The organism is Amycolatopsis sp. NPDC028719, assembly GCF_055565395.1.
Genome location: NZ_JBVHUL010000006.1, coordinates 272,774 through 297,668 on the forward strand (window position 1 = coordinate 272,774; position 24,895 = coordinate 297,668).

Below are 24,895 nucleotides of genomic sequence, written 5' to 3' on the forward strand. Positions count from 1 at the left end.
ATCATGCCCCGCCGACGCGACACCCCGCCCCCGCGGACCGGCCCCGGCGAAAAGGACGTGCTGCGCGGGTTCCTCGACCAGCTGCGCGCCGCGGTGGCCGCCAAAGCCGAGGGCGTGCCGGAACCGCAGGTCCGGACGCCCGGCGTGCCGTCGGGCACGTCGCTGCTGGGCCTGGTGCGGCACCTGACCCATGTCGAGCGCTTCACGTTCCTCGGCGAGCGCACGGCCGACTGGCCCGGCACGTTCCGGCCGCGTCCCGAGGAGACGGCCGCCGCGATCTTGGCCGGCTACCGCGCCGCCGTCGAAGAGGCCAACGCGGTCATCGACGCGTGCACCGACCTGACCGAGCCGGTCGCCCGCCCCACCGGCACGCCGCCGTCGATGCGCTGGGCCCTGGTCCACCTGATCGAGGAGACCGGCCGGCACGCCGGCCACGCCGACATCCTGCGCGAGCTGATCGACGGCAGCACGGGCCGGTAGGAACCGCCGGGCGCGGGGTATGCCTGCCGGTATGACGACTTCGCGCGGGCGCCGCTGATGCGGGCACTGGTCACGAACGACGACGGCATCGGATCGCCGGGACTGGCGGCGCTGGCCCGCGGCGCGGTGGCGCACGGCTGGACGGTCGTCGTGGCCGCGCCGGCCGAGGAGGCCAGCGGGACGAGCGCGGGCCTGTGGGCCGCGGGGACCGCCGGCGGCGACGGCCGGGTGGCGGTCGAGCGGCGCGAGCTGCCGGACCTGCCCGGGGTGCCCGCGCACGCCGTCGCCGCGCATCCGGCGTTCATCGCGCTGGCCGCCGCGCAGGGGGCGTTCGGCGAACCGCCGGAAGTGGTGCTGTCCGGGGTGAACCACGGGGCGAACATCGGACGCGCGGTGCTGCACTCGGGCACCGTCGGAGCGGCGTTGACCGCGTCGCTGAACGGGGCCCGCGCGCTCGCCGTGTCCCTGGACGTCGGGCTGGAGCCGCCACCGGAGCCGCACTGGGACACGGCGGTCACGGTCGCTGCGGCGTTGTTCGACCGGCTCGCCGCGCTGCCGGGCGGGACGGTGCTCAACCTCAACGTCCCCGACCGGCCGGAGGTGGGAGTGCCACGGCGGGCCGGGCTCGCCGAGTTCGGATCGGTGCGCAGCCGCGTTTCCGGCGACGGCGACGGCGTGATCAGCCTCGCCGCGGTGGTCGTCGAAGGGGAGCTTCCCCCGGGCAGCGACGCGCGCCTGCTCGCCGAAGGGCACCCGACGGTGACGGCGCTGCGGTCGGTGGCCGAGGACCCCGGCGTCGAGTTCTGACCTTTTGGCGGTCGCGGGAACGCCCGCTGACCCAGGGCGGCGGCCGGTCCGCGCGATCGGCTGGCTCTCGCACGGACTGAACCGGTCCCGCCGTGGGTAGCCCACGGGAGATCATCACGTCGGCGAAGGGTGGTTTTCGTGCCCGAGTGGGTGGAAGCGGGGTTGTGGGGTCTCCTCGGCGGCATCGCGCTGGTCCTGGGAGCCGCGGTGGCGTGGTGGGCCCGGGTGCCGCGGCGCGTCGTCGCCGGGATCATGGCGTTCGGGGCCGGGGTGCTCATCTCCGCGCTGGCCTTCGACCTGGTCGACGAGGCCCAGCGCTCCGGTGGGCTCTGGCCGACCGCGGGCGGCTTCCTGGGCGGCGCGGTCGTGTATGTGGCGATCAACGTCGTCCTCGCGCGGCGAGGAGCCCGGCACCGCAAGCGTTCCGGCGGCCAGCAACCGTCCGAGCAGGACAGTGCGGGCAGCGGCGCGGCGATCGCAGTCGGCGCGCTGCTCGACGGCGTGCCGGAGTCGGTCGTGCTCGGTGTGTCCCTGCTCGGCGGCGGGGGAGTCGGGCTCACCGTGCTGGCGGCGGTGTTCATCTCGAACGTCCCGGAGGGCTTGTCCAGCGCGGCCGGCATGAAGAACGCCGGGCGCGGCGCCGGTTACGTCTTCGGGGTGTGGAGCGGCATCGCGCTTGCCAGCGGCGCCGCGGCGTTGCTGGGCAACGTCCTGCTGCGGACGGCTTCGCCCGCCACGATCGCGGCGATCACGGCGGTGGCCGCGGGGGCGATCCTGGCCATGATCGCCGACACGATGATCCCGGAGGCCTTCGAACGCACCGAGCTGTACACGGGCCTGCTCGCCACGCTCGGCTTCCTGACGGCGTTCGTGGTCGAGCACCTCGGCGGCTGACCGGGCCGGGCCCGCCGGTGCTGAGCGGGCCCGGGTCCCGTCCTAGCGGATCGTCTTGGCCGCCGCGAAGTAGGCGTTCGACGGCGCCATGAACGAAAGCACCACACCGACGACCGCGGCGAGCACGCCGACGTAGTCGACGATCGTGCTCTGCCCGACCAGCAGTGAGATCAACTTCAGGGCGGTGAGCACCGTGAGCACGATGCGCGCCCAGTTCCGGCCGGCGCGCAGCTTGAACGCGAACAGGAGGTACAAGGCGGCGATGACCACGGCGATCACGACGGCGATGATCAGCGTGACGTTCACCGCCTGGTCGATCTGCGCCTCGGTCAGGCCGCCGCCGTTCTGTCTGTTCGAATTGCGCAGCGCATCGGCGATCGCGTCACGATTTCCGAAGACGACCAGTCCGCCGATGAGCCCGATGACGGTCGAAGCGATGAACGCCCAGAAAGCGTATTCGACCGTGCTGGGCCGGGCGGCAGCGGCCGTCGGCGGGCCGGCGGCGGCGGAGTCGGGATAGTTCGGGTAGTTCGGTGATTCGGTCATAGAGATCGAATAGCACGCTTTCGGGTGAGCCGCTGATTGAACGGCCGTTCCTTGCGTTCAAACGTGATGTCGGCCGGGTTTCGGCGGGCTCTTCCGGGAAAGGCCGGTTTCCGATGGCCGGCCGCTACCTCCGCGCGTCGCGGCACCGCCGGTGCCAGTACGCCCCCGTGACGACGGCCAGCAGCGGCGCCCAGAGCAGCAGCGGCAGGTAGCAGGCGACGAGCAGCACGTGCCAGCCCGGACCCGCGAACGTCACCGCTCCCAGAGCGGGGAAGTCGCGGAAGGCGTACGCCCAGATCACGGCCAGCGCCCCCGCACCGGCAGCCGCCGGGACGATCGCCGCGTACGGCGCGACCCGGCGGCCGCCGAGCACGGGGATCCACCGGGGGACGCGCTCGCCCCACGGCCGGACGAGGCCGAGCGTGAGCAGGGCCAGTGCTTCCGACACGACGCTCAGCCCGACGATGTAACCGGCTTCGCCGGGCCCGATCGCATGGTAGGGCCGCAGTCCGAGGTCGGCACCGGCGGCGAGGAAGAGCCGCCAGATCCCGGACGGCAGGGTGACCAGCGGAACGGCGTGGGCGGCGACGACGGCCCACCGCGGCGGGCGGCGGCCGTCGCGGACGGCGGGGGAACCGGTGAGCGGTGCGGTCATGGGCCGAGTCTCGCCGCGCCGGAACGCCGGGACCTCCCGCCGAGGTAGCAGCCGCCCCCTCCCGAGAGGGAGCCGTCCACCATCCACTGTGGAGACTCGCCGGGTGAACCGGCGGTGGACAGCGGATCCGCGCGGCGGCGGCGAACTGCAAGATCCGCCCGCCGCCCAGCTCACCGGGGCTCTGCGCTTCGGGCGAGGCGAGCGCTTCGAGCAGGCGGAGGCCGCGCGTGCCCTGCCGGAAAGCCACCGGCGATGACCGTCCGTGATTCCCGCGGCGCGACCCGTGGTGGGATGTCCGGCGGGCCCTTGCCCGCGTTCGCGGGCCCTCCTACCGTGGTGGCTCGATGAAGATCACCGCCATCACCCTCGACCGGCTGCGGCTGGACCTGGACCCGCCGCTGCGCGCGGCCTGGGACCCGGACCCGCGGCGGCACTTCGACGCCACGATCGTGCGTGTCCACACCGACGACGGCGTCACCGGCATCGGCTCCGGCGACACCATGGCCGGCTTCGAAGCCGTCGAGCACCTGTTCCTCGGCCGGGACCCGCTCGACATCGTCCGGCACGTCAAGGCCATCGAGACGGCCAACTTCCACGGCGGCCGCTTCTGGCCCCTCGAAGTCGCGCTCTGGGACATCGTCGGCCAGGTGGCGGGCTTGCCGGTGGCGACGCTGTTCGGCAACTCCGCACGCGCGCTGCCCGCCTACGCCTCTTCGGCCGAGCTGAAGCCGCCCGAGGAGCGCGTCGAGACGGCGCGGCGCGCCCGGGAAGCCGGGTTCCGCGCCCTGAAGATCCGCATCGACCGCGACCACGTGGACGAGGGCGTGGCCGTCGTGGCCGCCGTCCGCGACGCGCTCGGCCCGGACTTCGGGATCATGGTGGACCTCAACCAGTCCTGGCGGATGGCGGGCGACACGGGCCCCGCGTCCGATCTGGCCAAGACCCGGAAGCTGGTGCGCCGACTGGCCGAGCTGGACGTCTTCTGGGTCGAGGAACCCTTGCCCTACCACGATCTCGACGGCTTCCGGACGCTCCGGGCGGAGAACCCGGGCGTGCGGATCGCCGCGGGGGAGATGCACCACTCGGTTCCGGAGCTGCTGCGCTACCTGGAAGAAGACGTCCTCGACGTCTACCAGATGGACGTGGTGCTCGCGGTCGGCATGCACCGCGCCCGGACGCTGGCCGAGCTCGCGCTGCTCAAGCACCGCGCGTTCACCCCGCACAGCTGGACCAACGGCATCGGCGTGCTGGCCAACCTGCACGTCTCGGCCGGCGTCGGCGGCGGGCCGTACTTCGAGTTCCCGTGGGACCCGCCCGGCTGGACGCCCGAGCGCCGTGACTTCATGCTCGCCGAACCCGTGATGATCACCCCGGCAGGCGAGCTGGAGGTCCCGGCCCGGCCCGGTCTGGGCATCGAACTGGACGAGGAGGCGGTGGAGCGGTGGCGGATCTGACCCGTCAGGACCGGCCGGCCCGGCCTTCCGAAGGAGAGCGCGTGCGCCTGTCCGTGGAACCGGCCGGCCGCACCGAATACGGCCCCGGCGTGCTGGCCGAGCTGCCCGGTTTCGTCGGATCCCTCGGCCACACCAGGGTTTTCGTGGTCACCGACCGCGGCCTGCGGGCGACCGGGATCGTCGGCCGCGTGGAGCGGCTCCTGGCCGCGGCCGGGATCGAGCACGCCGTCCACGAGGACGTCGGCCCGAACCCGTCGACGGCGGAACTCGACCGCGGGGCCGCCCGCCTGCGCGCGTTCGGCGTCGCGGCCGTGCTCGCGCTCGGCGGCGGATCGGCCCTGGACGCGGCGAAGGGCATCTCCCTGCTCGCCGGCAACCCGGACGCGGCCGCCGCGGACGCGGACCGGCTGTGGGACGCGGGCGACGGCCTGCCCCTGATCGCGGTGCCCACCACGGCCGGCACCGGTGCCGAGACCAACGGGTTCGGCGTCACCGAGGACCGGTGCGCCCGCCGGAAGGTCTACATCGGACACTCGTCGGTGAAGCCACGGATCGCCGTCCTGGACCCAGAGCTGACGCTCGGCCTGCCCGCCCGCGTCACGGCCGCCACCGGCCTGGACGCCTTGGTCCACGGCATCGAATCCCTGGCGTCCCGCGGGTCGACGCCGTTCTCCGCGGCCTACGCGACGCAGGCGGTGACCCTGGTCGGGCGCTGGCTCCCGGCGGCCTACCGCGACGGCGGCGATCTGGAAGCGCGCTCCGGGCTGATGCTCGGCGCGCACCTGGCCGGGCACGCGCTGACGTTGTCCGGGCTCGGGCTGGTCCACGGGATCGGCCACGCGCTGACCGCACACACGGGAACCCCGCACGGCGTCGCGCTGGCGGCCGTGCTGGAGGAGGTGATGGCGTTCAGCGCCCCGGCCGCGGCGACGGCGTACGAAGCGACGGCCCGCGCGCTGCACCTGCCTCCGGCACCGGACTGGCCGGGTGCGGCGATCGAAGCGGTCCGCGAGATTTCGGGGGCCATCGAGATCAAGCGCCCTCTGCGCGAACTCGGCGTGACCCGGGACGACCTCCCGGCGATCGCGGCGGACGCGGTCGCCGACGCCGTCACCAAGAACGCGCCGCGGTTGCCGTCGGAGGCGGAGGTGACCGAACTGCTGGAGGCGGTCTACTGATGCCTCAGAAGCCGCGGAAGACGCCGTCCGGGCCGGCCGTGCGGGTGAAGTCCGCCCAGTCCAGGTTGGCCAGGTTGATGTTGTTCTCCACGCTCCACAGCTCGGCGGGCACCACCCGGAACGGCGCGAGGTCGCGCTGGTCGCCGTCCCGGCGTGGGAGCACCCAGACGGCCAGGACGGGGTGCTCGGCGCTGGTGAGAGTCGTCTCGTCGGCGAGGAAGGAGACGATCGGCCCGTCCGTTTGCCTGTCCCGCAACGCTTCCGCGGTCAGTCCCTCGAACGCCGGGTCGTCCACCGGCGTGACGTTGGCGAGGAAGCCGTCTTCGCTGGGCGTCCCGACCTCCTCGGTCAGGGCGGCCCAGGCGCCGTCGTCGCCGAACCAGGTGCGGACGAGGACCGGGATGCCCGGTAGCGCGGTCATGGACGAACCCTAGCGGCGCGGGGCTACGCGGCGAGATCGGCCGCCACGGTCAGCACGTGGGGCGCCAACGCGTCCGCGATCACCCCGTACCCGGCCGACGACGGGTGGAACCGGTCCGCCGAGAACAGCGCGGGCTCCGCGGCGAACCGGGCGCCGAGTTCGGGGCCCGGAGCCGCCACCGCGCCGCCCGCCCGGATGACCGCGTCGGCCTGGGCCTGCGCGTACTGACCGCTCGCCGCCGAGACCAGCTGCCGGTACTGCGCCGGCACCCGGGAGACGATCCCCAGGTCGGGCGCCGGGACCACGATCACCCGTGCGCCGGCGCGGACCAGCCTGACCACCGCCTCGTGCAGCTGGCCGGCCGCGACCGCCGGCGGGACGAACCTCGCCAGGTCGTTCGTCCCGATCACGATCAGCGCCAGATCCACGCCCGTGCGGAGCGCGGCTCCGGTCTGGCGCTCGAGATCGGCGGACTGGGCGCCGGGCACGCCGAAGCCGTGCAGGTCCACGGTGTGGCCCGCGGCGCGCAGGCGGCGGGCGAGCCGCTGCCCGAGCGTGTCTTCGGGGCGGGCGCTGCCGACACCGGCGGCCAGCGAGTCGCCGAGGACGGAGAATCGGAGAATGCTCATCGAGTCGTACAACGTCCGGACCGCGTCGTTGTTTCCCCGGGGTGGGTGCGCTTGACCAGGACCGTGCAGGTGCTGCTCGGGCTGGTGCTGGTCGCCGTCCTGGTCCTGACGCTCGTGTGGATCTTCCAGCGCCGCCTGATCTACCAGCCGGACACCGCGCCGGTGCCCGCCGCCGGCACCGTGCTGCCCGGAGCCGAGGACGTCCGGCTCCGCACCGCCGACGGCCTGGAGCTGGGCGCGTGGTTCGTCCGGCCCGCCCGGGCACCGGAGGCGACCGTCCTGGTGGCCGGCGGCAACGGCGGCAACCGGGCCGGCCGGGCGCCGCTGGCCGCGAAGCTCGCGCGGGCCGGGCTGGCCGTGCTGACGTTCGACTACCGGGGTTACGGCGGCAATCCCGGCGACCCCAGCGAGGCCGGCTTGGCGCTCGACGTCCGCGCGGCCTACCGCTTCCTCGTCGAAGACCGGCGCGTGCCGCCGGAGCGGATCCTCTTCTACGGCGAAAGCCTCGGGTGCGCCGTGGTCGCCGAGCTCGCCCTCGAACACCCGCCGGCCGGGCTGCTGCTGCGGTCGCCGTTCGTGGACCTCGCCGCCGTGGGCGCCGAGGTCTACCCGTACCTGCCGGTGCGGCTGCTGCTGCGCGACCGGTTCCCCGTCCGGGACGAGGTCGCGCGGCTGCGCGTCCCCACGGTGGTGGTGCTGGGCGGCCGGGACTCGATCGTCCCGCCGGCCCAGAGCCGGGAGGTCGCCGCGGCGGCGTCGGCGCGGCTGGTGGAGATCCCGGACGCCGACCACAACGATCCCGTGCTGCTCGAAGGACCCGGACTACTCGACGCGGTGCGGTCGCTGGTCCCGCGCTGACCCGTTGGCCGTCACCCAGGTCGCGATCCGGGCGCGGCTCGTGAAGCCGAGCTTGGTGAGGATGTGCTGCACGTGGCTTTCCGCCGTCCGTTCGGAAATGTGCAGCAGGGCGGCGATCTGCTTGTTCGTCAGGCCGTCGGCGACGTGCGCGGCGACTTCCCGTTCGCGCCGGGTCAGCGGGCCCGGCGTGTCCCCGCGCAGCGCGGCCGCCAGCGCGTCGGCCTCCTTCCGCAGCGGGGCCATCCCGAGCCGCTCGGCCGCGGCCGAAACGGACGCGGCGAGCCCGAGAGCTTCGTCGACGTCGCCCGGGCGAGCACGCCGCGCGAGCACCTTGGCCAGCCCGAAGCGAGCCAGCGCGGCGTAGGGCGGTGTGCCGGCCTCGTCGTCGGCCGCGATCGCGAGCTTGAACTCACGGACCGCTTCGTCGAGCCGGCCGGCGGACGCGGCCGCTAGCCCGAGGTACCGGCGGACCGAGCCGGTGACGAGGATCGAGCCCGCGCCGCCGGTCACGAACAGCCCGGCGTGCGGACGCAGGAGGGCCGCCGCCCGCTCGACGACCTCCGGCGGCCCGAACTCCGCGCCCAGCTCCACGGCGGCCGCGGCCACGGGCAGCGTCGCGGGCACCGGCGCCGATTCCGGCACTGAAGCCCGGCGGTAGAACTCGCCCGCCCGGTCCCGGTCGCCGGCGTACAACAGCCACGCGGCGTGCAGCAGGCTGACGAACGGCGGGGCGTGCTCGGCGAAGATGCGCTCCATCGCGGGCGTCACCAGGCTGGTCCGGCCGGTCAGCCCCGCGATGGCGGCCAGCACGGAGATCGGCACGCCCTGCAGGGACAGGTGCGTCCGGTCGGCGACGAGCGCGAAGCTCTGCTGGAGCGCTTCGACGGCGTCGTCGAACTGTCCGCGCGCGACGGCGAGCGTGGCGAAACTGCGCAGGTGGTGCCACCGCGCGAGCGGACGGCGGAGGCGGTCGGCGAGCGGCCGCAGCGCCCCGAGTTCCTGCTCGGCCTCTCCGAGCCGGCCCAGCATGAGCAGCGCGTCGAACCGCCACAACCGGCCCCACAGCACGGTGTCGGCGTCGTCGCAGTCCTCGCCGAGGGCGATCATGCGGTGGGCGAGGGAAAGTCGTTCGTGCACGCCTTCGGGCGCGGAACGCACCATCTGCCGGGCGCGCAGGGCCGAGCGGAGCACGTCGGGATCGCCGAGCCGCTCGGCGATCGCCAGCGCCTCCGCGGACGCCGTTTCGGCTTCGCCGCCCCCGAAGAACCCGGCTTCGCCCGCCTGCAAAGCGAGCAGCCGGGCCCGCAGCGGATCGTCGCCGGGCGGCAGCCCCGCGAGCGCCTCCCGCGCGATCTTCCCGCCGTTGAAGCTGCCCCACGGGTCCGACAGGCCTTCCATGGCCAGCGCCGTCTCGCCCAGCACCGCCGGGTCGCCGGCTTCCCGGGCCGCGTCGGCGGCGGCCTCCAGCAGCCGGGAGCCCCGCTCGATCTCGCCGCCGCGCAGGTGGGCGATCCCTTCCCGCAGGCGCAGCCGCGCCCGGCCGACGGCGGGGACGGGCGCCGCTTCGAGGGCGCGCCGGTAGAGCTCGGCCGCCCGTTCCCAGGCGAGCTCGGCCAGCGCCTGGTCGCCGGCCCGCTCGGCCCACGACGCGGCGCACGCCGCGTCGCCGACGGGCAGCGACTCCAGCCAGTGGTGGGCGATTTCCGACGTCCGGGACGGGTCGCGCCGTTCGAGCCACCCCGCCAGCCGGGCGTGCGCGGTCAGCCGCGCCGCCGTCGGCAGCCCGGCCGCCGCGGACTCCCGGATCAGGTCGTGCTTGAAGCTCCCGGCGGTGACGATGCCGGCGCCGGTGGCCTCGTCGAGGTCGGTCAGGACGTCGGCCGCCGGCCGGCCGGTGACGTCGGCGAGCGCGGCCGGGTCGACGTCGCGGCCGAGCACGGCGGCGGTCGCGACGAGCGCGCGGCACGGCTCGCTCAGCCGGGCCAGCCGTGCCCGGACGGTGTCCACGACGCCGTCCGGCAGGGCGTCCCCGGCGGTGCCGGCCAGCCGGGCCAGCTCGGTGACGAAGAACGGGTTGCCGCCCGACCGGCGGCTGACCAGCGTCGCGAGGTCGGCGGAGACACCGCCGCGGCCGAGCTGCTCGACGACCTCGGCCTCGCTCAGCCCGGCCAGCCGGATCCTGGTGAGGACCGGTTCGCGGGCGAGGGCCGCCAGCGCCGTGGTGAGGGCCTCCCGGCCGGTCGTCTCGGTGTCGCGGTAGGTCACCACGAGCAGCACCGGCGCCCGGTCGAGGTCACGGGCCAGGTGGACGAGCAGGGCGAGCGACGCCGCGTCGGCCCACTGCACGTCGTCGAGCACCGCGAGCAGCCCGTGCGGCACGGCCGCTTCGCGCAGGCCGTCGGCGAAGGCTTCGAACGCGGCGAACCGCGCCTCCGCCGAGCCGCCGGTGTCCCCGGTCGGGAACGGCCGGTCCAGCGAGCGGGTCAGCTGCCGGAAGACCCAGTAGGGCGGGCTGCCCTCGGCGTCGCTCGCGCGTCCCCAGCCGACCGGGACGCCCGCCTCCCCGGCGCGCCGGGCCAGCTCGCGGGCCAGCCTGGTCTTGCCGATACCCGGTTCGCCGACGACGAGCACGAGCCCGCCGCGCCCGCCCCGCGCCTCCTCGAGGCGGGCGCGCAGCCGGTCCAGTTCGCCGGTCCGGCCGACGAAGCCCTGCTCCATGCGCAGCAACGATACGGCGCCCGTCCCCGCCGAGCGCGGTTCAGCGGCGTTCGCCGGGCCACCGGGACTTCGGCCCCGCCGGCCACACCGGCGCCGGGAACCACGTGGCCCGCGCCAGGCCCGCGACCAGTGCTTTCAGGAACTTCTTCACGCGATCCACCGCCCTCGCGCGCACACCGCACGCACCCGCAGCAGCGCCCGCGGGTCGGCCAGCGGATCGCCGTCGACGGCCAGCAGGTCGGCGTCGAACCCCGGTGCGACGCGGCCCTTGCGGTGCGCGAGTCCGCACACGCCCGCCGCGACGGACGTGATCGCCCGCAGCGTGCCGGCCGGCGACAGCCCGACCTGGCGCAGCATCAGCGGCGCCCACGGCAGCACGCCGTGCGGCTTCACCGGGGCGATCCCGGCGTCGGTGCCGGCGACGACCCGCGCGCCGAGCTCGACGAGCCGCCGGTAGTTCGCGATGACCCCGGGCATGCGCCGGGCGAGCTCTTCGGGGGGAGCGAGGCCTTCGACCGGCACCATGCCGACCGTCGCCCCGACGGCCACGCCCTGGTCCACGACGGCACGCAGGAGCTCCTCGGGGTGGTCGACGCCGGTGGCGGACCAGAAGCTCACGTGCTCCATGCCGTCCACCCCGGCGGCGAGGGCGTCGGCGATGGCCGCGGTGCCGTGCGCGTGCGCGGTCACCGGCAGCCCGTGCCGGTGCGCCTCGTCGACGGCGGCCCGCAGGACGTCCCGGTCGAACTGCGCGCGTTCCTGGCGCGTGCCCGGGGTCATCGTCCCGCCGCTGGCCATGATCTTGACGACGTCGGCCCCGCGCTCGACGTGCTCGCGCACCGCCGCCCGCACGCCGGCCTCGCTCGCGTCCGCGACCCCGCCGAGGAAGTGGCAGTGCCCGCCGGGACTGGTGATCGGCGGCCCGGCGGCGACGAGCGTCGGCTGGTCGGCGCGGTCCTTGAGGGACAGCGAGAGGTAGTCGCGGTCGCCGAGGTCCCGCACGGTGGTGACCCCGGCCCGCAGCGACGCCCGCCCGGCTTCGGCCATCGCGGCCAGGGCCTGTTCGCCGGTCCGCGCGGCCAGCCGGGCGACGGGCTCGGTACTGGCGTCGAAGGCGAGGTGGACGTGGGTGTCGATCAACCCGGGCAGCAGGGTCGTCCCGCCGAGGTCCACGACGTCGGCCCCCTCCGGCGCGGTTCCCCCGGACTCGACGCCCAGGATCGTGGCGCCGTCGAGCACCACCAGCGGGTCGGCGACGAACGCCGAGCCCGCACCATCGAACAACCGAGCCGCGCGGACGGCGGTGAGCCTGCGCCGCTCGGTCACCACAAGCTGTTTCGTCATGCGGGCCACGATGACCCGTTTCGGGGACGGCCACGTCGGGGCGAGTACGGAGACGCGGTACGGAGATTTCCCTCCGATCTCCGTACCGCCACCGGCCCGACGTCAGTGGTCGCGGTTCACCGCGCTGACCTCGTCCCGGACCTTCGTCCGCAAAGCACTGTCCGAAGAGAGGCGCGTCGCGACGGCCGCCGAACCGCTCCGCACCGGCCCGGCGACCGGGTACACCTGGTCCTCGCCGATCAGCGGAACCCCCGGGCACGTCGTGCTGCGCGGCCGGGAGTTCTTGGTGAGGAACACGTTCACGAGCCCGTCGACGCACGGGTTGCCGCCCAGCGCGTACTGGCCGTGGAACGGCGAATCGTCCACCGAGACCAGCGGGACACCGGCCGACCGCGCCGCCGCCGATGCCTGCTCATAACCCGTCTGCGGATCGAATTCGCCTTGCACCACCAGGATGTTCGCCGCCGCCGACGCGGGCACGTCCGGCAGCTCGTGGCGCGGCGCGTCCGACCAGAAGCCGCAGGTTTCGCCGAGGCCGTACGCCCAGCCGAACAGCGGGTACCGCGGACCCTGCCGGTCGCTGAGCCGCTCGTACCAGGACGCCGGGCGGGTGGGCTGGTCACCGCACGCGACGGCGAACCGCGTGCCGGGACGCTGGGTGTAGTCCGGCGCCGCGGCGGCCACCCGCGCCGGTGTCAGCGACGCGGCCGGCACACCGAACGCCTTGCGCGACACGGCATCCATCGAGTCCGCCAGCGCGGCCGGGGGAGCGGCGGACGTCCCGTCGAGCGCGGCCGCGCCCTGGAGGAAGACCAGCGCGCCGAGCAGCCACTGGATCTCGCTGCCGTTGCCGACGAAGATGCTGTCGAACGTGTCGGGGGAGACGTCGTGGCTGCCGTAGTAGACGCGGACGCGCTCCCACTTCGCCTTGACCTCCGCCGCCGTGCCGCCCAGCTGCGTGGCGAAGTTGCGGGCCAGCCACGGCAGGTAGACGTCGTCGAACTGCCGCTGGTCGATCACCGGGAACGCCTCGAAGTCGGCCTGCAGCCGGCCTTGGAAGTTCACGCTGGAGTCCAGCACGGTCTTGCCGGTGTGCTCCGGGAACAGCGACGCGTACTTGGCGCCGAGCCAGGTGCCGTAGGAGTAGCCGAGGTAGTTCAGCTTCTCGTCGCCGAGCAAGGTGCGGATCAGGTCCATGTCGTGCGCGGTCTGCCACGTCGTGACGTACGGCGCGAGCGCGTCGCTCTGGCACGCCTCGGCGGTGGCCCGGGGCACCTGCTGGTGCGCCGCGACGCTCGCCGCCGAACGATCGCGCGCGTCGAGAAGGCCCTGGGGCAGGCGGCCGACCGGGATCCGGCACTGGAAGCCCTTGTCGTCGGTGCCCGCGTGACCGGTGCCGCGCGGATCCATGCCCACGAAGTCGTAGAGCTCGTGCACCGTCGGTTCGAGCGCGGCGAGCGACCCGGCCAGCGGCGTGCCCTGGCCGCCCGGCCCGCCCGGGTTGAGCAGGATCGCGCCGCGCCGCTCACCGGTCGCGGCGGCGCGGCTGATCGACACCCGCAGGTCCGTGCCCGAGGCCGGATCGGCCCAGTCCCGCGGCACGGTGACGAGCGCGCACTGTGCGGGTGCGTCGCCGGCGGCCGGCTTGAAGGGGCAGTCGCCCCACTGGAGCTGCTGGGTCGTGTAGGGCGTGAGCGGGTCCGCGGCCGCGGCGGGCACCGAAGCCGCGAAGAGGGCGGCTGTCGCGGCCGCCAGTCCTGTCCGGGAGATGCGCACCGGGGAGTCCTTCCGTCGCCGGGTGGGGGTGCGCCCGAGCCTGGCCCGGCCGTGCGGGGCGGAGATCAGCCCGGAGGACGAAGTCGGCGCGCGCGGCTCGGTCCCGGGTATGAGACGGCTCAGCGCGCGCCCGGGCGCCGGGACCGAGATCATGGGCACATGACCCGTCCGGGACTCGGCATCGTCGGGCGCCGCCTGGTGCAGTTCCTGCTGGACGAACTGCTCGTCTTCCTGCCCATGCTGCTGCTCGCGATCGCGGTGGTCTGGCTGTTCCACCCGCACGGCCTGGCGCTGCTGACGTTCCTCAAAGTCGTCCTCTACACGATGCTGGCGCTGGACTTCCTCGGCCTCGTGTTCGTCAACGTGTGGTGGCCCTACCGCCACGGCGGCCAGACGCCGGCGATGCGCTGGCTGCGCCTGCGGATCCAGACCATCGAGGGCGGGCACCCCTCACTGGGCGCGTTCTTCGTCCGCGACCTGCTGATGGTCGTCGACGGGTTCGCGTGGGGACTCGCGGGGATCGTGGTGATGCTGGTGACGCGCCGCCGCCAGCGGTTCGGCGACGTCGTGGCGCGGACGGTCGTCGTCCGCGTACCGCGGCGTTCGAGCGAAGAGTCAGCGGGCGAGGCCGCTTTCCCAGGCCCAGATCGCGATTTCGGTGCGGTTGCGGGCGCCGAGCTTGCGCTTGACCGCGCCGATGTGGGTCTTGACCGTCGGCAGTGAAACCACCAGCGAGCGGCAGATTTCGTCGTTCGTTTCGCCGCGGGCCACGGCTTTCACGACGTCGAGCTCACGCGGGGTGAGCGGCGTCGCGGGCTCGGGGACGTTCCGGGGATCGCGGCGCGCGTAGTGCGCCAGCAGCCGGGTCGTGATCGCCGGGGAGACGAGCGCTTCGCCGTGGGCGGCCGCGTGCACGGCTTCGATGAGCAGGTTCGGCCCGGCGTCCTTGAGCAGGAACCCGCAGGCACCGGCGCGCAGGGCCGCGTGCACGTTCTCGTCCAGCCCGAACGTCGTGACCATCACGACGTGCAGCGGGTCCGCGACGCCGGAACCGGCCAGCAGTTCCGTGGCGCGCAGCCCGTCCACGCCGGGCATCCGGATGTCCATCAACGTGACGTCCGGGCGCAGTTCCCGCGCCAGCCGCACCGCCTGGTCGCCGTCGGCGGCCTCGCCGACGACCTCGATGTCCGGCTCGCCTTCGAGGATCAGGCGGAACCCCGCGCGGACCATCGCCTGGTCGTCGGCGATCAGCACTCGCGTCGGCACCCCGGTCTCCCCTCGCCTCAGCCGGGCTCGAGCGGCAGCCGCGCGAGCACGCGCCAGCGCCGGCCGTCCGCCGGTCCGGCCTGCACCGTACCGCCCACCGCCGCGACCCTTTCCACCATCCCGAGCAGGCCGTAGCCGCCGCGGCGGGCCGGCCGCGCGGCACCGTCGTTGACCACCTCGACGCGCAGCCGGCCGGGGGGTTCGTGGTGGACGGACACCCGGACCTCGGCGGCGTCGGGTGCGTGCCGCCGGACGTTGGTGAGGGACTCGGTGAGCAGCCGGTGCGTGGTGGTGACGACCTCCGGCGCGACGGCGAGGGTGGCGAGGTCCGGGCTGACGTCGAGGTGGATCCGGTCGTCGTCGGGGACCGCGCGGTCTACGGCGGTGGCGAGGTCGGCCGGCGGCACGAAGAGGTCTTCGTCGCCGGTCCGCAGCGCGCCGACGAGCCGCCGCATCGCGGAAAGCGCGGTCGCGCCCGCGGTTTCGAGCTCGGCGAAGGTCGCGGTGTCGCCGCCGGTGCGTTCGGCGACGCGGTGGGCGGCCTGCACGCGCACGACGATGCCGGTGATCTGGTGGGCGACGAGGTCGTGCAGTTCGCGGGCCAGCCGGAGCCGTTCCGCGGACCGGAGTTCGAGGACGTCCACGCGGTGGCGGACCTCGGCGTCGCGCAGGACCAGCCCGCCGGCGAGCGCGCCGCCCCAGACCACCGCGGCCCCGGCGGCGTAGAGCGCGGCGGGGGAGCCGGTGCCGTAGCGCAGGATCGGGGCGAGGGTGGCGGCGGCACCGCCGAGCACGGCTTGGACGGTGGCCGCCCGCGGCGAGAGCCGGTGGCAGCAGGCGCCGACCACCAGCGCGAGGGCGAGGGCCTCGGCCGCGCCGGGCTGCGCCGGGAGCCGGGATCCGGCCGCCGCGAGCAGGGCCGCGATCGTCGAACCCAGCAGCGAAAGCCCGGAGACGGCGGTGGCCAGACCGGCGATGTGGTCGGGGAACCGGCGGCGCAGCACGGCCAGTACCGCCACGACCGGGCCGACGCCGGGCGCGAACTCGAGGGCGATGCTGGCGAACTGGCCCTGCCCCGGCACGGCCTGGGCCGCGAAGACCATGTCGAGCACCACCAGCACGCCGAGGACGACCGCCTCGGCCACCAGCGGGCCGCGGCGGCCGGTCCACGGGATCCCGGGGTGGCCGGCGTAGGTCATCTGCCGATCGTGCCTCACCGGGCGTCCCCACGCTCTCTTCGCGGCGAGAGTTCGTACCTGGGTACGAGACGGCGGCGGAATCTCGTACCGCCGGTTGATCGCTCCCGCCGGGGATCTCGGCACGCTCGGAGCATGAACCGATTTCTGACGCGGGAGACGGAAGTGGCGGCCGAAACCCGGCAAGGGAAGATCGAGGGCCTGCCGGGCTGGTACTTCGTGCTCGTCGGGCTCCTGGTGGCGAGCAACGACTTCAGCCTGCAGTTCGCCGACCGGTACTCGTGGGTCGTGTACCTGCCGCTCGCGCTCGTGGCGGTGCACCTGACGCTGTGGTTCACGCTGCTGTCCCGGCGCCGCAAGTACCTGCGCGCGGTGTGGCGCAGCAAGCAGGCGCTCGCGCTCGTGGTCGTGCTTTTCGCGCTGCGGCTGGGGTTGCAGCTCGGGCTGACGAAGCTCGTCGACAGCGAGGCGCCGCTGCACAGCTACACGCACCTGATCCTCGGCCTCGTCATGCTGGTCGTGACCACGGCCGGCGCGTGGTTCGACCAGTGGCTCATCCTGCGGGTGGTGAACCGGGACGCCTGAGCGTCAGCTGGTGCCGCGCACCACGAGCCGGTGCGGGGCGACGATCGACCGCGGCGGCCCGGGTTCGGCGGCCAGGCAGTCCAACGCGAGTTCGGCGATCCGGTCCTTGTCCGGGGACACCGTCGTCAGGGCCGGGACGCTGAACCGGCCGTCCTCGATGTCGTCGAACCCCACCAGCGCCAGGTCGTCCGGCACGCTCAGGCCGCGGTCGGCGGCGGCGCGCACCGCGCCCAGCGCGAGTTCGTCGGTGAAGCAGAAGACCGCGTCGGGGGGCTCGGCGCGGTCCAGCAGCTCCAGCATCGCCCGGTGCCCGTCGGCCCGGTGCAGGCGCTGGACCGGGACCTCCAGCCTCGGGAGGTCGCCCAGCGCTTCGCGGTAGCCGGCGAGCCGCTGGCGGGCGGTCGCGTTGAGCGAGCGCGGCTGGATGCCCACCGCGGCGATCCGCCGGCGGCCGGTCGCCAGCAGGTGCCCGGTGGCCTCACGCGCGGCGGCGATGTTGTCGATCGCGACGTGGTCGACCCCGGCCGGGCCGTCGTGCTCGCCGAGCAGCACCAGCGGGACGGTGTCGGTGCGCGCGGCCAGCTCGGCGGGGGCCACCGCCCACGGGCTGAACAGGACGCCGTCGACGAGCTGGCTGCGGCGGCCGTGCAGCAGCTCCGTCTCGCGTTCGGCGTCGCCGTCGGTCTGGTCGATGAGCACGGTCAGGCCGCGGCGTCCGGCGATGCGGACCGTGCGCGCGGCGAGCTCGGCGAAGTACGGCGAATCGATCTCCGGGACGACCAGGGCCACCAGCCCGGTCCGCCCGCGCCGCAGCGTCCGGGCGGCCATGTTCGGCCGGTAACCCAGCGCGTCGATGCTCGCCTGCACCCGCTCCCGGGTCGCCGGGGCCACGTAGCGGAAGCCGTTGACCACGTTGGACACCGTGCGCACCGACACCCCGGCGTGTTCGGCCACGTCCCGCAACTTCGGGTTCACGTCGGCAGCCTACCTCTTGCAACGTGGCATGCCACGTTGCAAACTGAAGTCGCCACGCCGTTGTGACTACTCGGAGGACCGGATGACCACGAACCTGACCGCGCCGCTGCCCGCCGCCGAAGTCGAATCCCTGACCCGCCGGCTGTACGAGGACGGCATCATCGGCCTGCCCCAGGCCTTCCCGCGCGAGTGGGTGGCCCGCCTCGGCGAAGACATCGACGCGGCGTTCACCGAGGCCCGCGCCCGGCCGGACGGCGCCGTCGGCCGCGGCCCGAACCGCTACTACGTCGAGATCCACCCCGAACAGCTGCGGGGGTTCGCCGACCTGGCCGGGCACCCGTGGATCACCGCGGTGGCCGAGGCCGTGCTGGGACCGGAGTACCGGATCGTCGAGGTCGGGTTCGACGTCCCGCTCGCCGGCGCGGTCGACCAGCCGTGGCACCGCGACTTCCCGATGCCCGAGGAGACCGCGCGCCACCGCCGGCTGAACTCGCTCGCCATCAACGTGACCGCGGTCGACACCGAGCCGGACATGGGCCCGTTCGAGATCGCCCCCGGCACCCACTGGGACGACGGCGCCGCGTTCGACCACGGCATGTTCCCGCCGCGCTCGGCCTACCCGCGCTACCGCTCGCTCGCGGTGCGCAAGTTCCCGCGGATGGGCGACATCTCGATCCGCTCGGCGCTGACCGTCCACCGCGGCACGGCCAACCAGTCGGCGAAGTCGCGGCCGGTGCTGGTGCTGGGCCTCGACGCGCCGGGCGCGGGCAACGACGAGCGCCACGACACCGCGGTGACGCACGGCTTCTGGGCGTCCCTACCGGATTCCGTGCGCGCCCACCTGCACTGCCCGATCGTCGACACCCTGGAGCCGATCACCCAGAAGCACACCATCGAGGGCCTGGTGATGGGCGAGGAACAGCCCGGTTCCTGAGCCCGGATGTTTGCCCGCCCGGCTCGGGGGCACCTCAGTGTCATGGTTGAAGCAGGGATCACCGAGATGTCGGGGCGCGCCGGGGTCGTCGCCGGGTTGCGCCGGGTACTGCTGGCGTTCGGGGTCGGGGGCGCGCTGGCGTGCCTCGCCTGGATGGCGTTGTGGCTGGCGATGCACTTGTAGGGGCTAGAACTCGTCCGACCTGGTCAGTTCGTGCTCGAGCGAGTCCGCCCGCGCGACGACCGCCTTGAGCGGACGCTCGAACTCGTGCCCGATGCTGAGGTCCTCCAGCGGCACGGTGTGCTTGAGCAGCGCGACGCCGTCCACCACGGCCGCGCCGCCGACGGCTGACGAACCGGCCAGCTCGAGCAGGCGCCGCAGGTCGATCTTGTCGGCCCAGCCGACCGGTGAGGAGATCTCCACCCAGGCGCCGCCGTGCAGCTCCTCCACGTGGTGCGCCGTCACCTGCTGGGTCCGGTCGTCCGGGCCTTGCAGCCGGAACCGGAGCCAGCCGTCGGTTTCCTCCAGGACCTCGTACCGCGTCCGGACAAAGTTGATCACATCGGTCCAGGTGGTCACCCGCTCCGCCTCTCCCTCGGGCCTGCTGGTCGCAGCATCTCACGAGCCCCTGCGTCAGATGATTCCGGCTTCGATCAGCTGCGGCCAGATTTCGCTCTGGTCCGCGACGGTCACGCCGTGCTTCTCCGCCTTCGTCAGCTTGGCGGCACCGACGTCGGCGCCGGTGATGAGCAGATCCGTGCTCGCCGAGACCGACGACGCGATGGTGGCGCCGGCCTTCTCGCAAAGCCGCTGGAACGTCGGCCGGGGAACCTTTTCGCCCGAGCGCGGGTCGCTGATCGAGCCGGTGACCACCACGGTCTTGCCGGCCAGGGGAGCACCGGCCGCGACGACGGGCGGGAGGTCCTCGTCGCGGACGTCCAGCGACACGCCCCGCTCCCGCAGCCGCTCGAGCTCGGGCCGCAGCCGCGTGAGGTGCTCGATGAGGGACGCGGCGACCTTCGGCCCGATGTCCTCGACGGCGACGAGCCCGTCGACGCCCGCCGCGGCGACGTCCTCCAGCGAACCGAACCCGGCCCGGCAGAGGCGGGCGGCGGTGCCTTCGGACGCCATCGGGATGGCGAGCCCGATCAGCGCCCGGCGCAGCCCGACCGACCGGCTCGCGTCGATCGACTCGATCATGCGGGTGGCCGAGACCTCGCCGATGCGGTCGAACTCCAGCAGCCGTTCCTTGGTCAGCCGGTAGAAGTCCGACGGGTGCTCGAGGTCGCCGGACTCGGCGAGCCGCTCGATCCAGACGCCGCCGATGGCGTCGATGTCCGCCGCGGCCCTCGACGCCCAGTGGATCAGCCGCCGCACGGTCTGGGCGGGACAGGCGACGTTGGTGCAGAACAGCTCCCGGCTGTTGCCCTGCTCGGTCAGCGGCTGCCCGCACGACGGGCAGGCGGACGGCGGGACGATCTCCCGCTCCTCGCCGGTGCGCTTCGACGCGTCGAGCACGCCGGCCACGAACGGGATGACGTCCCCGGCGCGGCGGACCAGGACGGTGTCGCCGATCTTGATGCCGCGGGCCTTGATCACCTCCTGGTTGGCCAGCGTCGCGCGGGTGACGGTGGTGCCGCCGACGAACACGGGTTCCAGCCAGGCGACCGGGGCGATCTTGCCGGTCTTGCCGACATCCCAGACGACGTCGGCCAGCACGGTGGTCTTCTCCTCGGCGGCGAACTTGAACGCGAGTGCCCCACGCGGCGAGCTCGACCGGGTGCCGGCGGCGGCGTAGGCGGTGCGGTCGGCGAGCCGCAGGACGGCGCCGTCGAGGTCGTAGTCCAGCTCGTTGCGCTGCTGTTCGATCTCGCCGATGACGGCCTGCGCTTGCGCCGCGTCGCCGCACCGGCGCATGTCGGCGGCGGTGAAACCGAGCGTCTTCAGGGCGCTGCCCAGGTCGGTGTCGGCGCTGTCGGGGTCGGTGTCGAGGTCGAAGGCGAAGAAGCGCAGCCGCCTTTCGGCGACGGTGGCGGGGTCCTTGGCCCGCAGCGTGCCGGCGGCGGCGTTGCGCGGGTTGATCAGCGGCTTGTCGGGGTGTGCGACGTTGTAGGCGGCGAAGGTGGACCGCAGCATGACGGCCTCACCCCGCACTTCGACCCGGCCCGGGGCCTTCAGCCGGTCCGGGATGCCGTCAGTGAGGGCCCGGACCAGCATGGTGACGTCATCGCCGGTCGTGCCGTCGCCGCGGGTGACGGCTCTCAGCAGCCGGCCGTCCTCGTAGACGATGGCGAGGGAGAGGCCGTCCAATTTGGGCATGACGACGACCGGCTGGCCGGGGAAGCGGTCGAAGAAGGCCTCGACCTGCTCGGGTTTCGTGGCTTTCTCGAGGGAAAGCATGGGCCGCGAGTGCCGGATCGGGGCGTGCAGCACCGCGGGGGCGCCCACCTGGTCGAGGGGGTTCGGGTCCGGGGTCAGGTCCGGGTTCGCCTCGATGAGCCCGCGCAGCTCGTCTTCGACCGCGTCGTACTCGGCGTCCGCCACCAACGGCGAACCCCGGTAGTAGGCGTCGCGGAGGACCACGACGCGGTCGGCCAGTTCCTGTATCCGGTCTCGAGCTTCCACGGGGGAGACGTTACCGGTCGGGTCCGACAGTTCGGCTACTTCGGGGTCGCTCGTCCGGGCGGCTCTCCGGCACGCGGGTTCGGTGCGGCGTACCGGTTCCCGCTCGCATCTCGCTGCGTGCGGAATCTTCGCGTAGTCCTCCTCAGCCGTCGCCGAACCGGTCGCCGATCTCCTCGACCTCCGGCAGCCCCACCAGTTCCGCGAAGTCCGTCAACCCCGGCAGCGCACGAACCACCTCGACCGGCGTCCCGTCCCGCGCGATCCGGCCCAGCACCGCGCGCATCGCCTCCGTCGCCGCCAAAAGCGTCGAGATCGGACAGATCACCAACCGGAACCCCAGCGAGCGCAGGCGATCCAGCCCCAGCGGCGGGGTCTTGCCGCCCTCGGCCCAGTTGAACAGCAACGGCACGTCGCGGAACGTCTCCGCCACCCGCTCGATCTCGGCTTCGGACTGCAGCGCCTCCACGAACAGCAGGTCCGCGCCCGCGTCCCGGTAGCGGTGGGCCCGGTCGATCGCCGCGTCGAGGCCTTCCACCGCCCGCGCGTCCGTGCGGGCGATCAGCAGGAAGTCGGGATCCGAGCGAGCGGCGACGGCCGCGCGGAGCCGGTCGGCCATCGTCGATGCCGGCACCACGCGCTTGCCCTCGAGGTGCCCGCAGCGCTTCGGGGCCACCTGATCCTCGAGGTGGATCGCCGCCACTCCGGCGGCTTCGTATTCGCGGACCGTGCGGATCACGTTCAGCGCGTTGCCGTAGCCGGTGTCCGCGTCGGCGATCACCGGAACCTCCACCGCCGAGCGGATGCGGCTCGCCGCCTGGACCATCTCCGTCATCGTCAGGAGCCCGACGTCGGGACGGCCGAGCAGCGACGCCGTGGTGCCGAAGCCGGTCATGTAGACCGCGGGGAACCCGGCCGCCTCGACCAGGCGGGCGCTCAGCGCGTCGTACGCTCCCGGGGCGACGACGAGATCGTCGCCCGCCAGCAGCTCGCGCAGCCGCGCCGGTCCCGGAACGCGCGGACCCAGCAGATCGGCCACGGCGATCACCTCCTCGCGAGGGCGTTCCCGAGCTGTCCCGGAGCCAAACCCACCCGCTCGAACACGATCTTCTCGTACGGACCGGCCGTACCCGTCTCGTACAGGACTCCGAGCGTGGCCGGGTCGGCCTGCACCAGGTCGGAGTAGGCCGCCGGCCCGGTGGTCAGCGTGCGGCCCGCCTGCCACGTCCGGCCGCGGTCGGTGCTCAGCCGCAGCTGCATCGCCGCGCGCGTGGCGGGGTCGGCCGGACCCGAATAGACCATCAGCCACGGGATCGTCGTCTGCAGGACACTGCCCTCGACTTTCGTCCCGGACAGCGACGGCTGCACCTGGTACGGCCGGACCAGCGTCTTGCCGCCGTCCACGCTGTAGCCGTCGACGCGGTGCTCGGCGGCGGACCCCTGGTTGCGGCTGGAGAAGTAGAGCGTGCCGTCGGGCAGCTCGGTCGCCGACGTCTCGTTCGCCGCGACGACGCCGTCGGTGCGGTCGTCGGTGAAGCCGATGTGCCAGGTGCGGCCGTCGTCGTCGCTGTAGAGGTCGTGGCCGCCGTAGTACTTCGCCTCGGTGCCGACGTCGGGGGAGCCGGCCGGCGGCGAGCTGGAGTGGTTGGCGGGCACCACGATCCGGCCCGCGTGCGGGCCGTGCCGCAGCAGCGTGGCGTGCCCGGGGCCGGTGGCGTACCAGCGCCAGCCCGGCAGCTTCGCGTCGGCGGTGATGTCGCGGGCCGGGGACCACGTGCGGCCGTCGTCGCGGCTGCGCAGCACGAAGACGCGGCGGGTGTCCCGCGCGGAAGCCTGTCCGGACATGATCTGCTTCTCCGAGACCGGTCCGTTGTGGACGGTCACCAGCACGAGTTCGCCGTTCCGCGTGAGGACCGGTGCCGGGTTGCCGGCGGTGGCGTCGCCGTTGCTGTCCACCACGGACAGCGGGCCCCAGGTGCAGCCGCCGTCGCGGGAGGTGCGCGACACCGTCCGGATCGCGCCGGAGTCCCCGGCCGAGTCTCGCCGTCCTTCGGCGAAGGCGACGAGCGCGCCGTTCGCGGCCCGGATCACCGCCGGGATGCGGAAGGTGTCGTAGCCCTCGGTACCGGAGGTGAAGGCGACGGACGACGCGCATCCGTGCGCCGGGCCGGCGGTGGCCGCGGGGGAGACGGACAGCGCGGTCGCCGTCGCCGCCAGAAGGATCGTGCTGAACCTGCGCATCGGGGACACGGTTCGACCTCCTCGTCGAGGCAGGACATGGGATGTCTGACGTCCTACGTCCAGACAACCTAAGGAGGCGGGGCTCGTCCGTCAAGGACCACGCTGCGTGCCCGGCCCGGTACGCGGTGCGCGGGTGTGGCGACCACCCACCCGCCTGCGCCATGCTGGAGGCATGGGGTGGGGATGGCGGGTGGCAGGCGTGGCCGTGGTCGCGGGGTGCGTGGCATGGGTGGAGGCCGGTACGTCGTTGTCGCCCGACGACTACCGGGCGGCCGCCGATTCCGGAGCCGCCCGGGCGAACCGGGAGATCAACGACCGCTGGGCGGCGAAGCCCCTGACGGACGTGGCACCGCGCCTGCCGTGGGCCGAGTGGGCCGAACCGAGCACGCGTGAACTGTGCGAAGTCGACTCCGCCACCGAATTCGGTGCCGGGAACCCCGGCACGATCACCTGCCGGACGACCTACAGCCGGAAGGCGGGCTTCGACGGCGATTTCCCGGCGCGCCTCGGCGGAATCGATGCCGCGGGCCGGGCCTCGGGCTGGCTCGAAGACCGCGGAGGGCGCCAGAGCGCGCTCGACTACTACCGGGTCACCGAGGCCCGGACGGGAAAGGTCGACGTCGGCACCGTGCCCGAGATGAGTTACCTCGTACCGGAGCCGGCACCCGGCACGACCGGGTGCACCTCGCCGGGCTCCGTCACCGAGTCCTGGGTGGAGCGGTCGACCGACCTGTCCGGGCGGTTCGACGACGGGCCGGTCGCCGACGCGCTGTTCGAACGGGCGAGCGGACCGCAATGGCGGCCGGCCGCCGCGGACCTCCTGACCCGCCACCGGTACGTCGTGACCTTCGCGCTGAGCACGGAGTGCCGGCTCAAGGTCGGTTAGCGCACGGCCCGAAGTACAGGCACTCGACCAGCGCGTGGACGTCGTGCGCCCGCGCGAGCGGCTCCAGCTCGTCGAGCATCGCCGTGAGCGTGACCAGGTCGACCCGCCCGTCACCGGTGAGCGGGAACTGCCGCTCGCCCGTGTCGTGCTTCGGACAGCCGCTGCCGCGCAGGTTGCCCGCCGGGACGACCGCGAACACGACCTCGCCTTCGTCGCCGAAGGTGAAGTAGCACTGCAGGACGACCGGGGTCGTGTCGGAGACCGTGTTGGTCCGTTCGCCGCCGAAGCTGGCCGGGTACGACCAGCCCGCCGTGGCGTCGTCGAGGAACTTGACGTCGGCGGGTCCGGTGTCCCCGTCCAGCCGCCAGCCACGCGCCAGCACGTGGTCGTGCACCTCGAGCTGGCGGGTGATGAGCAGCGTCGCGGTCAT

Annotated in this window: 26 protein-coding genes; 11 read left to right on the forward strand and 15 right to left on the reverse strand. The window is 73.8% G+C overall.

The features are described from left to right. The first annotated feature begins 3 nt into the window (after positions 1-3). From ACZ4TR_RS29195 to ACZ4TR_RS29205, 3 genes are all read left to right on the forward strand, one after another. Positions 4-480: a DinB family protein gene (locus ACZ4TR_RS29195; protein WP_465290240.1), complete on the forward strand. Its 477-nt coding sequence runs from the start codon at positions 4-6 to the stop codon at positions 478-480. Between the two features lie 57 nt (positions 481-537). Beyond that, positions 538-1,287: a 5'/3'-nucleotidase SurE gene (gene surE / locus ACZ4TR_RS29200; RefSeq protein WP_465290242.1), complete on the forward strand. Its 750-nt coding sequence runs from the start codon at positions 538-540 to the stop codon at positions 1,285-1,287. Between the two features lie 138 nt (positions 1,288-1,425). Next, on the forward strand, positions 1,426-2,181 hold the full coding sequence (locus ACZ4TR_RS29205) for a ZIP family metal transporter (RefSeq protein WP_465290243.1): 756 nt from the start codon (positions 1,426-1,428) through the stop codon (positions 2,179-2,181). A 42-nt stretch (positions 2,182-2,223) separates the two neighbouring features. Here ACZ4TR_RS29205 and ACZ4TR_RS29210 read toward each other — a convergent pair whose 3' ends face one another. Both ACZ4TR_RS29210 and ACZ4TR_RS29215 read right to left on the reverse strand, forming a co-directional pair. Further along, positions 2,224-2,727 (reverse strand): hypothetical protein, encoded by a 504-nt coding sequence (locus ACZ4TR_RS29210; RefSeq protein WP_465290244.1) that lies wholly within the window; start codon positions 2,725-2,727, stop codon positions 2,224-2,226. Between the two features lie 124 nt (positions 2,728-2,851). Beyond that, positions 2,852-3,382: a hypothetical protein gene (locus ACZ4TR_RS29215; protein ID WP_465290246.1), complete on the reverse strand. Its 531-nt coding sequence runs from the start codon at positions 3,380-3,382 to the stop codon at positions 2,852-2,854. Positions 3,383-3,726: 344 nt separating this feature from the next. Between ACZ4TR_RS29215 and ACZ4TR_RS29220 the strand changes: the two genes are divergently transcribed. Beyond that, complete coding sequence (locus tag ACZ4TR_RS29220) at positions 3,727-4,836, forward strand: mandelate racemase/muconate lactonizing enzyme family protein (protein WP_465290248.1); 1,110 nt, start codon at positions 3,727-3,729, stop codon at positions 4,834-4,836. Between the two features lie 41 nt (positions 4,837-4,877). Continuing rightward, positions 4,878-6,014 carry an iron-containing alcohol dehydrogenase family protein gene (locus ACZ4TR_RS29225; protein WP_465290249.1) on the forward strand — a complete coding sequence of 379 codons (1,137 nt, stop codon included), beginning with the start codon at positions 4,878-4,880 and terminating at the stop codon, positions 6,012-6,014. Between the two features lie 4 nt (positions 6,015-6,018). Here the strand turns inward: ACZ4TR_RS29225 and ACZ4TR_RS29230 are convergent, their stop codons facing one another. Both ACZ4TR_RS29230 and ACZ4TR_RS29235 read right to left on the reverse strand, forming a co-directional pair. Further along, a complete protein-coding gene (locus ACZ4TR_RS29230; RefSeq protein WP_465290251.1) occupies positions 6,019-6,435 on the reverse strand; it encodes a DUF6924 domain-containing protein in 417 nt (138 codons plus the stop codon). A gap of 23 nt (positions 6,436-6,458) precedes the next feature. After that, positions 6,459-7,064, reverse strand: a complete 606-nt coding sequence (locus tag ACZ4TR_RS29235) for an SGNH/GDSL hydrolase family protein (RefSeq protein ID WP_465290253.1) — start codon at positions 7,062-7,064, stop codon at positions 6,459-6,461. Positions 7,065-7,115: 51 nt separating this feature from the next. Here ACZ4TR_RS29235 and ACZ4TR_RS29240 point away from each other — a divergent pair, with 51 nt between their 5' ends. Beyond that, positions 7,116-7,922 (forward strand): alpha/beta hydrolase, encoded by an 807-nt coding sequence (locus tag ACZ4TR_RS29240; RefSeq protein ID WP_465290255.1) that lies wholly within the window; start codon positions 7,116-7,118, stop codon positions 7,920-7,922. Here the strand turns inward: ACZ4TR_RS29240 and ACZ4TR_RS29245 are convergent. The 3 genes from ACZ4TR_RS29245 to ACZ4TR_RS29255 form a co-directional block, all read right to left on the reverse strand. Then, entirely contained in the window at positions 7,887-10,640 is a 2,754-nt protein-coding gene (locus tag ACZ4TR_RS29245) for an ATP-binding protein (protein ID WP_465290257.1), read from the reverse strand. The genes ACZ4TR_RS29240 and ACZ4TR_RS29245 overlap by 36 nt on opposite strands. A gap of 147 nt (positions 10,641-10,787) precedes the next feature. Next, complete coding sequence (locus ACZ4TR_RS29250; RefSeq protein ID WP_465290259.1) at positions 10,788-11,984, reverse strand: amidohydrolase family protein; 1,197 nt, start codon at positions 11,982-11,984, stop codon at positions 10,788-10,790. A gap of 102 nt (positions 11,985-12,086) precedes the next feature. Continuing rightward, the gene (locus ACZ4TR_RS29255) at positions 12,087-13,760 is read right to left on the reverse strand and encodes an alpha/beta fold hydrolase (RefSeq protein WP_465290261.1); all 1,674 of its coding nucleotides are present in this window, start codon (positions 13,758-13,760) and stop codon (positions 12,087-12,089) included. A gap of 159 nt (positions 13,761-13,919) precedes the next feature. Here ACZ4TR_RS29255 and ACZ4TR_RS29260 point away from each other — a divergent pair, with 159 nt between their 5' ends. Then, a complete protein-coding gene (locus ACZ4TR_RS29260; protein WP_465290263.1) occupies positions 13,920-14,483 on the forward strand; it encodes an RDD family protein in 564 nt (187 codons plus the stop codon). Here the strand turns inward: ACZ4TR_RS29260 and ACZ4TR_RS29265 are convergent. Both ACZ4TR_RS29265 and ACZ4TR_RS29270 read right to left on the reverse strand, forming a co-directional pair. Next, positions 14,376-15,014 (reverse strand): response regulator, encoded by a 639-nt coding sequence (locus ACZ4TR_RS29265; protein ID WP_465290711.1) that lies wholly within the window; start codon positions 15,012-15,014, stop codon positions 14,376-14,378. The genes ACZ4TR_RS29260 and ACZ4TR_RS29265 overlap by 108 nt on opposite strands. Before the next feature lie 29 nt (positions 15,015-15,043). Further along, positions 15,044-16,225, reverse strand: a complete 1,182-nt coding sequence (locus tag ACZ4TR_RS29270) for a sensor histidine kinase (RefSeq protein ID WP_465290265.1) — start codon at positions 16,223-16,225, stop codon at positions 15,044-15,046. Between the two features lie 132 nt (positions 16,226-16,357). Here ACZ4TR_RS29270 and ACZ4TR_RS29275 point away from each other — a divergent pair, with 132 nt between their 5' ends. Beyond that, the gene (locus tag ACZ4TR_RS29275) at positions 16,358-16,807 is read left to right on the forward strand and encodes a hypothetical protein (protein WP_465290267.1); all 450 of its coding nucleotides are present in this window, start codon (positions 16,358-16,360) and stop codon (positions 16,805-16,807) included. A gap of 3 nt (positions 16,808-16,810) precedes the next feature. Here ACZ4TR_RS29275 and ACZ4TR_RS29280 read toward each other — a convergent pair whose 3' ends face one another. Continuing rightward, complete coding sequence (locus ACZ4TR_RS29280; RefSeq protein WP_465290269.1) at positions 16,811-17,782, reverse strand: LacI family DNA-binding transcriptional regulator; 972 nt, start codon at positions 17,780-17,782, stop codon at positions 16,811-16,813. Between the two features lie 82 nt (positions 17,783-17,864). Between ACZ4TR_RS29280 and ACZ4TR_RS29285 the strand changes: the two genes are divergently transcribed. Both ACZ4TR_RS29285 and ACZ4TR_RS29290 read left to right on the forward strand, forming a co-directional pair. Beyond that, positions 17,865-18,716 (forward strand): phytanoyl-CoA dioxygenase family protein, encoded by an 852-nt coding sequence (locus ACZ4TR_RS29285; RefSeq protein ID WP_465290271.1) that lies wholly within the window; start codon positions 17,865-17,867, stop codon positions 18,714-18,716. A 42-nt stretch (positions 18,717-18,758) separates the two neighbouring features. Next, positions 18,759-18,899 carry a hypothetical protein gene (locus ACZ4TR_RS29290; RefSeq protein ID WP_364371141.1) on the forward strand — a complete coding sequence of 47 codons (141 nt, stop codon included), beginning with the start codon at positions 18,759-18,761 and terminating at the stop codon, positions 18,897-18,899. Positions 18,900-18,902: 3 nt separating this feature from the next. On the opposite strand, the gene ACZ4TR_RS29295 is transcribed toward ACZ4TR_RS29290, so the two are convergent. The 4 genes from ACZ4TR_RS29295 to ACZ4TR_RS29310 all read right to left on the reverse strand — a co-directional run bounded on the left by ACZ4TR_RS29295 (position 18,903) and on the right by ACZ4TR_RS29310 (position 23,579). After that, complete coding sequence (locus ACZ4TR_RS29295) at positions 18,903-19,295, reverse strand: hypothetical protein (protein ID WP_364521478.1); 393 nt, start codon at positions 19,293-19,295, stop codon at positions 18,903-18,905. 54 nt (positions 19,296-19,349) lie between these two features. Further along, positions 19,350-21,341, reverse strand: coding sequence for an NAD-dependent DNA ligase LigA (gene ligA / locus ACZ4TR_RS29300; RefSeq protein ID WP_465290273.1), 1,992 nt, complete (start codon positions 21,339-21,341; stop codon positions 19,350-19,352). A 142-nt stretch (positions 21,342-21,483) separates the two neighbouring features. Then, the gene (locus tag ACZ4TR_RS29305) at positions 21,484-22,377 is read right to left on the reverse strand and encodes an isocitrate lyase/PEP mutase family protein (RefSeq protein WP_465290275.1); all 894 of its coding nucleotides are present in this window, start codon (positions 22,375-22,377) and stop codon (positions 21,484-21,486) included. Positions 22,378-22,382: 5 nt separating this feature from the next. After that, positions 22,383-23,579, reverse strand: a complete 1,197-nt coding sequence (locus tag ACZ4TR_RS29310) for a sialidase family protein (RefSeq protein WP_465290277.1) — start codon at positions 23,577-23,579, stop codon at positions 22,383-22,385. Between the two features lie 172 nt (positions 23,580-23,751). Here ACZ4TR_RS29310 and ACZ4TR_RS29315 point away from each other — a divergent pair, with 172 nt between their 5' ends. Next, the gene (locus ACZ4TR_RS29315) at positions 23,752-24,465 is read left to right on the forward strand and encodes a hypothetical protein (protein ID WP_465290279.1); all 714 of its coding nucleotides are present in this window, start codon (positions 23,752-23,754) and stop codon (positions 24,463-24,465) included. On the opposite strand, the gene ACZ4TR_RS29320 is transcribed toward ACZ4TR_RS29315, so the two are convergent. After that, on the reverse strand, positions 24,452-24,895 hold the full coding sequence (locus ACZ4TR_RS29320) for a hypothetical protein (protein WP_465290280.1): 444 nt from the start codon (positions 24,893-24,895) through the stop codon (positions 24,452-24,454). The two genes, ACZ4TR_RS29315 and ACZ4TR_RS29320, sit on opposite strands and share 14 nt — an antisense overlap.